Origin of the sequence: Micromonospora echinofusca (assembly GCF_017614955.1) — a bacterium.
GTDB lineage: Bacteria > Actinomycetota > Actinomycetes > Mycobacteriales > Micromonosporaceae > Micromonospora > Micromonospora echinofusca_A.
Genome location: NZ_WVUH01000351.1, coordinates 1 through 7225, shown reverse-complemented (window position 1 = coordinate 7225; position 7225 = coordinate 1). Strand labels below are relative to the sequence as shown.

At 72.2% G+C, this 7225-nt stretch carries 9 protein-coding genes; 2 read left to right on the top strand and 7 right to left on the bottom strand.

Features of this window, described 5'->3' with window-relative positions; all coding sequences use genetic code 11:
• The coding region (locus tag GSF22_RS28100; RefSeq protein WP_208816756.1) for a GntR family transcriptional regulator at nt 1–264 on the bottom strand (264 nt) is incomplete at its 3' end.
• A gap of 39 nt (nt 265–303) precedes the next feature.
• Between GSF22_RS28100 and GSF22_RS28095 the strand changes: the two genes are divergently transcribed.
• Nucleotides 304–1551, top strand: a complete 1248-nt coding sequence (locus GSF22_RS28095; RefSeq protein WP_208816755.1) for a bifunctional pyridoxamine 5'-phosphate oxidase family protein/GNAT family N-acetyltransferase — start codon at nt 304–306, stop codon at nt 1549–1551.
• Nucleotides 1548–2210, top strand: coding sequence for a leucine efflux protein LeuE (leuE, locus tag GSF22_RS28090; protein WP_208816754.1), 663 nt, complete (start codon nt 1548–1550; stop codon nt 2208–2210). The genes GSF22_RS28095 and leuE overlap by 4 nt, the downstream gene beginning before the upstream one ends.
• A gap of 183 nt (nt 2211–2393) precedes the next feature.
• Here leuE and GSF22_RS28085 read toward each other — a convergent pair whose 3' ends face one another.
• The 6 genes from GSF22_RS28085 to GSF22_RS28060 form a co-directional block, all read right to left on the bottom strand.
• Nucleotides 2394–3317: a sporulation protein gene (locus tag GSF22_RS28085; RefSeq protein WP_208816753.1), complete on the bottom strand. Its 924-nt coding sequence runs from the start codon at nt 3315–3317 to the stop codon at nt 2394–2396.
• A 135-nt stretch (nt 3318–3452) separates the two neighbouring features.
• Nucleotides 3453–4517 carry a hemolysin family protein gene (locus GSF22_RS28080; protein ID WP_208816752.1) on the bottom strand — a complete coding sequence of 355 codons (1065 nt, stop codon included), beginning with the start codon at nt 4515–4517 and terminating at the stop codon, nt 3453–3455.
• Complete coding sequence (locus GSF22_RS28075; RefSeq protein ID WP_208816751.1) at nt 4514–5845, bottom strand: hemolysin family protein; 1332 nt, start codon at nt 5843–5845, stop codon at nt 4514–4516. The genes GSF22_RS28080 and GSF22_RS28075 overlap by 4 nt, the downstream gene beginning before the upstream one ends.
• Before the next feature lie 217 nt (nt 5846–6062).
• Nucleotides 6063–6392: a monovalent cation/H(+) antiporter subunit G gene (mnhG, locus tag GSF22_RS28070; RefSeq protein WP_208816750.1), complete on the bottom strand. Its 330-nt coding sequence runs from the start codon at nt 6390–6392 to the stop codon at nt 6063–6065.
• The gene (locus GSF22_RS28065; protein WP_208816749.1) at nt 6389–6652 is read right to left on the bottom strand and encodes a monovalent cation/H+ antiporter complex subunit F; all 264 of its coding nucleotides are present in this window, start codon (nt 6650–6652) and stop codon (nt 6389–6391) included. The genes mnhG and GSF22_RS28065 overlap by 4 nt, the downstream gene beginning before the upstream one ends.
• Nucleotides 6649–7225: Na+/H+ antiporter subunit E (locus tag GSF22_RS28060; RefSeq protein ID WP_307804390.1), on the bottom strand; the 577-nt coding region annotated here is incomplete at its 5' end. The genes GSF22_RS28065 and GSF22_RS28060, both read right to left, overlap by 4 nt.

Sequence of the window (7225 nt, the reverse complement as noted above, 5' to 3'; positions counted from 1 at the left end):
GCGCAGCACCGAGCGGGGGCCGGTGACCGGCGGCCGGGGTCGGACCCGGGTGCCGGCCCGGCCGGCGGTGACGATCAGGCCCCGTTGGCGGAGGTCCTGGTAGGCCCGGGCGACGGTGGCCGGGCTGAGACCCAGTTCGGCGGCGAGGGCCCGGACGGCGGGCAGCGTCGCCCCGGCGGGCAGCGCGTCGGCCCGGATGCCGGCCTCCACGCTGGCGGAGATCTCGGCGGCCGTCGCACCGGCGATCTGATAACGTACTGGCACAGTTTTGAGATTGTACTATAACAAAAATCGGGGTGTGTCATGTACGCCAGGACAGACCGGACCACCGCCAGCCGCAGCCGCGAGCGCATGAGCTACGACCGGGCCACCGCCCACGCGATCCTCGACGAGGCCTACCACTGCGCTCTCGCCTTCACCGTCGACGGCGAGCCCCGGGTGCTGCCCACCCTCCACGTCCGCATCGACGACACCCTCTACCTGCACGGTTCCACCGGTAGCGGGCCGCTGCTCGCCGCCCGGGGTGACGCCGGGCTGGCGGTCTGCGTCAGCGTCACCCTGCTCGACGGGCTGGTCTACGGGCGCTCCCAGTTCCACCACAGCGCCAACTACCGCTCGGTGGTCGCGCACGGTGTCGCCCACCTGGTCACCGACGACCGGGAGAAGCTCCGGGTGATGACCACCCTGGTGGAGAAGGCCGGCACCGGCCGGAGCGCGGACAGCCGGCCGCCGAACCGCCGGGAACTGGCCGAGACCGCCGTACTGGCCCTCCCGCTGCACGAGGTGTCGGTGCGCACCCGCACCGGCGGGGTACGCGAGGACGAGGCCGACCACGCCCTGCCCCACTGGGCCGGTGTGGTGCCGCTGCGGCTGACCGCCGGCCGTCCGGAACCGGACGCCGGGGTGACCGCTCCGGTCCCGGCCTACCTGCAACCGCCCCGCTCCCCGTGGCACACCCCGGCCACCATGCGCGGCGAGCACGTCGTGCTGGAACCGCTCACCGTCGGGCACGCCGAGGAGTTGTACGCCTCGACCACCGACCCGGAGGTGTGGCAGCACCTCGGCACCGGCCAGCCGACCGACCCGGCCGGGATGGCCCGGGTCGTCGCCGACGCGCTGGACGCGCAGTACGCCGGGGACCGGGTCGCCTGGGTGCAGCGGTGTGCCCGCACCGGGAAGGTGGTCGGCAGCACGTCGTACTACGAGATCGACCCGGAGCGCGGTGCGGTCGGCATCGGGTACACCTGGCTGGGGCGCCCCTGGTGGCGTACCGGGATCAACACCGAGGCCAAGCTGCTGCTGCTCAGCCGGGCCTTCGACACCCTCGGCGCGAACCGGGTGGTCTGGCACACCGACATCCGCAACGACCGCTCCCAGCGGGCCATCGAACGGCTCGGTGCCCAGCGGGAGGGGGTGCTCCGGATGCACCGGCAACGCCCCGACGGCTCGTGGCGGGACACCGTGCAGTATTCGATGACCGTCGACGAGTGGCCGGAAGCACAGCTCAACCTGCGGAAAAGGCTTCGCCCGGCGGTACCTGTGGCCGGATGATGTCGCTCGTGCTGGGCATCACCGACATCTGGACGTACGTGTTGGGCACCGTGGCGATCATCCTGCTCCCCGGGCCCAACTCCCTACTCGTGCTCGCCACCGCCGCCCGACAGGGGGTGGCTGCCGGGTACCGGGCGGCCACCGGCGTGTTCCTCGGCGACGCGGTGCTGATGGCGCTCTCCGCCGCCGGGGTGGCATCGCTGCTCCGGGCCTACCCACCGCTCTTCATGGTGATCAAGTACGCCGGCGCGGCGTACCTGGGCTACCTGGGGCTGAACATGATCCGGGGTGCCTGGCGGCGCTGGCGGGCCGGTGAGCCGGCCGCCGCCGTGCTCCGGTCCGCCGAGCCGTCGGACGTACCCAGCCCGTTCCGTCGGGCGCTGGTGATCAGCCTGCTCAACCCGAAGGCGATCCTGTTCTTCATCTCCTTCTTCATCCAGTTCGTCGACCCGGCGTACCGGTACCCGGCGCTGTCGTTCCTGCTGCTCGGGATGATCCTGATGGTGACCAGCGCGCTGTACCTCAGCGTGCTGATCTTCACCGGTACCCGGCTGGCCGCCCAGTTCCGGCGTCGGCGCCGGCTCGCCGCCGGGGCCACCACCGGCGTCGGTGCCCTCTTCCTCGGCTTCGGTATCAAGCTCGCCACCGCCAGCCTGTAGGCACGAAGGTAAGGAAGGGCCCCCGGTTAACGCTTCCGGTATAGGAAGGGCCCCTTCCTGACACCTGATGCCGAGTGGCTGACGGTGCCGGGCACGGGCTGCCCCCGCTCAGGCGCCCGGCTCAGGACGTCCGGCTCAGGACGCCGTCGCCGGAGCGGGCAGCCGTGCCCGCTCCGGCCGGGCTCAGGTGCCGTCACCCCCACCGCCGCCGATTCCGGCGCCACCGCCGGTGCCACCCAGGCCGTACCCGGGCGGCTCGGGACGGTCGGGGGGACGGCTCACGTGCGCCGACTCGGTGATCGTTGCCGACCAGTGCGCGTCGGAGGCGGCTGCGGCGTGCCGGTTGATGGTCTCGCGCAGCCAGCCGTCGACCGTGCTCACCCAGTCCCGCTGCTCCGCCCCGGTGTGCCAGACCCGGAACCGGCTGATACTGACGTGCCCGATGCCGGCCAAGGCCAGCCGCCGGTCGACCCAGAAGATGACCTCCACCCCGGCGGAGTTGGTCACGAAGGTCACCTCCAGCTCGGTCATCGGCCCCGCGTAGACCGGCCCGACCCAGAATCCGATCTTCTGGTGCAGCGGTAGTGCCTGCTGCACCCCCGGCAGCCGCCCCTGTTGCAGAGCGGCCTGACGGAGCCGGAACCCCAGCGTGTCGAACGCGCCCAGGATCTCCGCCTGGACCGGTAACGGGTGCACGAAGACGGGTACCAGCGCACCCTGGTCGAGCTGCGGACCGAGTGCCACCTCGGTCCGCAGCCCCATCCGCAGGCTCATCAGCGGGCTGCCGCCGAACACGGTGACCGGGGTCTCCCACGGCACCGGCAGTGCGAAGGGGACCGACCGTCCCTGCCGGGCCGGCAGCACGAAACCGCCGCTGACCGGTACCGAATGGAACTGCACCAACCGGCGCGGCGCCTCCGGGTCGGCCGGTTCCGCCTGGGCGACCAGGCCGAGCGAGATCTGCTCCACCGGTACGGCGGTGTCGCCGGCGGTGACCGTCACCCGGCCCGGCAGGGCCAGTCCGGGCCGGGTACTCGGATTGGCAAGCGCGGTGCGTACCTCCAGCCCGGTCCAGCCGGTCGCCGGTGACACCCCCGTGTAGCCCACCGTGCTGCCTCCCTGTACGACCTGGTCGGCCTGCCGGTGCGCCGGCAGGCCGACCACGACCGGCGGCCGGACCTCGGCACATCACCCGCCCACACGGCCGGACCTCGGCACATCACCCGCCCACACGGCCGGACCTCAGCGCATCCGCCGCCCGCGTGGTACCGGGTCGGTCTCGTCGTCGAACTCGCCGATGACCTCCTCCAACAGGTCCTCCAGCGCCACGAACCCCACCGGCCGGTCCGCTCCCGCACCGTTGGTGACCAGCGCCAGCTGTGCCCGGTCGGCGCGCATCGCGGTCACCGCCTCGACCACGGTGGCGGTGTTGGCCAGCCGGAACGGCACGGCCATCAACTCACCGGCGGTGACCTCCCGGCCGGCCGTGGTGGCCCGTACCGCCTCGCGGACGTGCACCACCCCGACCACCTCCCCGGCGTCGCCGAGCACCGCCAACCGGGAGCGGCCACTGTCCCGGGAGACCTGCTCGATCCGTTCCGCGGGGTCGTCCCGGCGGACCGTCACGATCCGCTCGACGGGCTCCATCACCTGTGCGACGGTGGTGCGTTGCAGTTCCAGCATGCTGGTCAGCATCTGGTGCTGCGCGGCCGGCAGCAGGCCGTGCTCGCGGGACTGCTCCAGCAGCATCCGCAGCTCCTCCGGTCCGTGTGCCTGGGCCAACTGGTCCTGCGGGTGTACCCGCACCAGCCGCAGCATCACGTTGGCCAGCCCGTTGAGTGCGGTCAGCACCGGTCGGGCCACCCGGGCGAAGGCCCGGAACGGCAGCGCGAGCAGCAGCGCCGAGCGTTCCGCGTCGGTGATCGCCCAGGACTTCGGCGCCATCTCGCCCACCACCAGGTGCAGGAAGGTGACCAGACTCAGCGCGAAGATCAGGGCGACGACGTGACTGGCTGCGGTGGGCAGCCCCACCGCGTGCAGCAGCGGACTGAGCAGGTGCTCGATCGCCGGTTCGGCGAGGGCACCCAGACCCAGCGTGCAGAGGGTGATGCCGAGCTGCGCCCCGGCCAGCATCAGGGACAGCTCGCTCACCCCGTCCAGGGCGGCCCGGGCGGCGCGGCCACCACCGGCCGCCGCCTGTTCCAGGCGGTACCGCTTGCTCGCCACCAGGGCGAACTCGGCGGCCACGAAGAACCCGTTCAGGGCGAGCAGCACGATCGAGGTGAGCAGGGCGAAGGTCGGGCTCATGCGGTCACCCGCAACCGGACCGAATCGGCCACGTGCCGGTCCACGGCGAGCACCTCGACCAGTGCCCGGGGCCGGGTCTCCTGGTCGTCGGGCTCGGCCGGCAGGCCGATCTCCAGCAGGTCACCCACCTCGGGTACCCGACCCAGTTCCCGCATGACCAGTCCGGAGATGGTGTCGTACTCGGGCGCCTCGGGCAGGGCGATGCCGGTGCTGTCGGCGACCTCGTCGATCCGCCAGCGGGCGGGCACCACCCAGGAACCGTCCTCCTGCCGGATCGGTGCCGGTTCGTCCGGGTCGTCCTCGTCGCGGATCGGCCCGACCAGTTCCTCGGCCAGGTCCTCCAGCGTGATCACCCCGGCGAAGCCGCCGTACTCGTCGACCACGCAGGCGAGCTGCCGGTGCCCGGCCCGCAGCCGGTCCAGCACCGTCGGCAACGGCAGCGTCTCCGGCACCAGCAACGGGGGTACGGCGACCGCGCTGACCGGGGTGCTTGCCCGCTGCCCGGCCGGCACGGCGAGCACGTCGGCGATTCCGACCACGCCGACCAGGTCGTCCACGCCCTCCGTGCCGCGTACCGGGAACCGGGAGTGCCCGGTGTCGAGCAGGGCGACCACCGCACTGAGCGGTTCGTTGGCGCGTACCGTGTGCACGTCCACCCGGGGGACCATGGCCTCCCCGGCGGTCAGCTCCCGGAAGTCCAGTCCCCGGTCCAGCAGGGTGGACATCTCGGCGTCCAGGTGTCCCTCCTCCCGGGACTCGGCGATGATCTGCTCCAGGTCCTTGGCGGTGGCCCCGCTGGGCAGTTCCTCGATCGGTTCGATGCCGACCCGGCGCAGCAGGCGTACCGCCGCGCGGTCGAAGAGCCGGATCACCGGGCCGGCGACCGCCAGGTAGATCAGGGTGGACCGGCTCAGTGCCCGGGCCAGGGCCTCGGCCCGCGCGATGGCCAGGTTCTTCGGGGCAAGCTCGCCGAGGACCATCTGCACCACGGTGGCGATGATCAGGGCGAGGGCCACCGACAGCGGCAGGCTGACCGCGGTGGAGACCCCGGCCGTACCGAGCAGCTGGGCGAGCCCGTCGCCGAGGTACGGCTCGGCGGTGTACCCGACGAGCAGCGCGGTGACGGTGATGCCGAGTTGCGCGCCGGAGAGCATGAACGACAGCCGCTCGGTGACGGTGAGGGCGCGTGCGGCGGCCTGGTCACCGGCGTCGGCGAGTTGTCGTAGTTTGCCCCGGTCAACGGCGACGTAGCCGAACTCCTGGGCCACGAAGTACCCGGTCGCGGCGGTGAGCACGGTGATCAGTAGAAGTCCGACGGCGATCAGCACGGGTGGCTCAGGGCTCCCCGCTGCCGTACGCGGCGGTCCGCGTACCGCTGCCGCCGGTGATGGTCAGTGTGCCGGGTCCGACCCGGCCGGCTACTACTGCCCTCCTGGGCAGAAGAGTGGATCATGCCAGCCAGTTTATCGGGACCGGCTGGGTATCCGCTGAAGGTGTTAACAAGGGGCCCTTCCTCTACCGAATGCGTTAAGCGGGGGCCCTTCCTTACCTTTCGGCGAGTTCGTCGCGGTCGAGCAGGTCGCGGCGGACCCGGTCCGAGCGGTACGCGGCCCGGCCGACCATCTGCGCGGCGACCGGGGCGGTGACGAGTTGGAACACCCCGACCAGCAGCACCATGCCCAGGTCCGCCCCGGTCCGCAGTCGCAGGGCGACGCCGAGCAGCAGGAGCAGCACACCCAGCACCTGGGGTTTGGTGGCGGCGTGCATCCGGTCCAGCACGTCCGGGAAGCGCCACACGCCGACCCCGGCCACCAGGCTGAGCAACGCCCCGGTCACCAGGCAGACGGCCCCGGCCCAGTCCAGCAGGGTGGTCACGACTTCTCCCCCACCACGAACCGGACCACCGCGACCGAATTGACGAAGCCGAGCAAGGCCAGCACGACGAGGATCGGCAGGGTGGTGGCGTGCCGGTTCAGGACGGCCTCCGCGCAGACCGCGCCCACCATCGCCGAGAGCAGGACGTCGGCGGCGATCACCCGGTCGAGCAGGGACGGCCCCCGGACGATGCGCGCCAGGGCGAGCAGCGCGGCACCCGAGAGCAGCACCGTGAGGATGACGCTGAGCAGGGTGTTCATACGATTTCCCCTTCCTCGGTCTGCGACACCTGGCGCAGTTCGGCCGGCGAGCCGACGGCCCGCACGAGGCGTCGTTCGACGTCCCGGATCCGCTTCCGGCTGGCGAGCAGGTCCTGCGGTCCCCGCACGTCGAGCACGTGGACGTAGAGGGTGCCGGAGGCCCGGTCCACCTCGAGGATCAGCGTCCCCGGCACCAGGGAGATGACCTCGGCGGTGAGGGCCAGGTTGAGGTCGGTGCGGACCCGCAGCGGGACCGCGATGATGGCCCCCCGGGGTGGTGGGCCGGGGCGCAGTGCGGCCCACCCCACGTGGACGCTGGCGCTGACCAGTTCACCGACGAACCGCGCCGCGAAGCGGAGGGCCGCTCCGGGCCGGAGCCGACCGCCGAAGCTGACCGGGGGCAGCGGGAAGAAGACCAGGATGCCCACCCCGATGGCGAGACCGCCGAGCAGGTTGCCGAGGGTGAACTCACCCCAGAGCAGGTTCCAGACCAGCACCAGCCAGCCGACCGCGACCGCCTGGTCGCGCCACCGACCCAGCCGGCCACCGGAGGCCGGCGGCGGGGAAGCGGGC

Coding starts and splice junctions, on each gene's coding strand:
- GSF22_RS28095 (WP_208816755.1), top strand. CDS start 304: ATGTACGCCAGGACAGACCGGACCACCGCCAGCCGCAGCCGCGAGCGC.
- leuE (WP_208816754.1), top strand. CDS start 1,548: ATGATGTCGCTCGTGCTGGGCATCACCGACATCTGGACGTACGTGTTG.
- GSF22_RS28080 (WP_208816752.1), bottom strand. CDS start 4,517: ATGAGCCCGACCTTCGCCCTGCTCACCTCGATCGTGCTGCTCGCCCTG.
- GSF22_RS28065 (WP_208816749.1), bottom strand. CDS start 6,652: ATGAACACCCTGCTCAGCGTCATCCTCACGGTGCTGCTCTCGGGTGCC.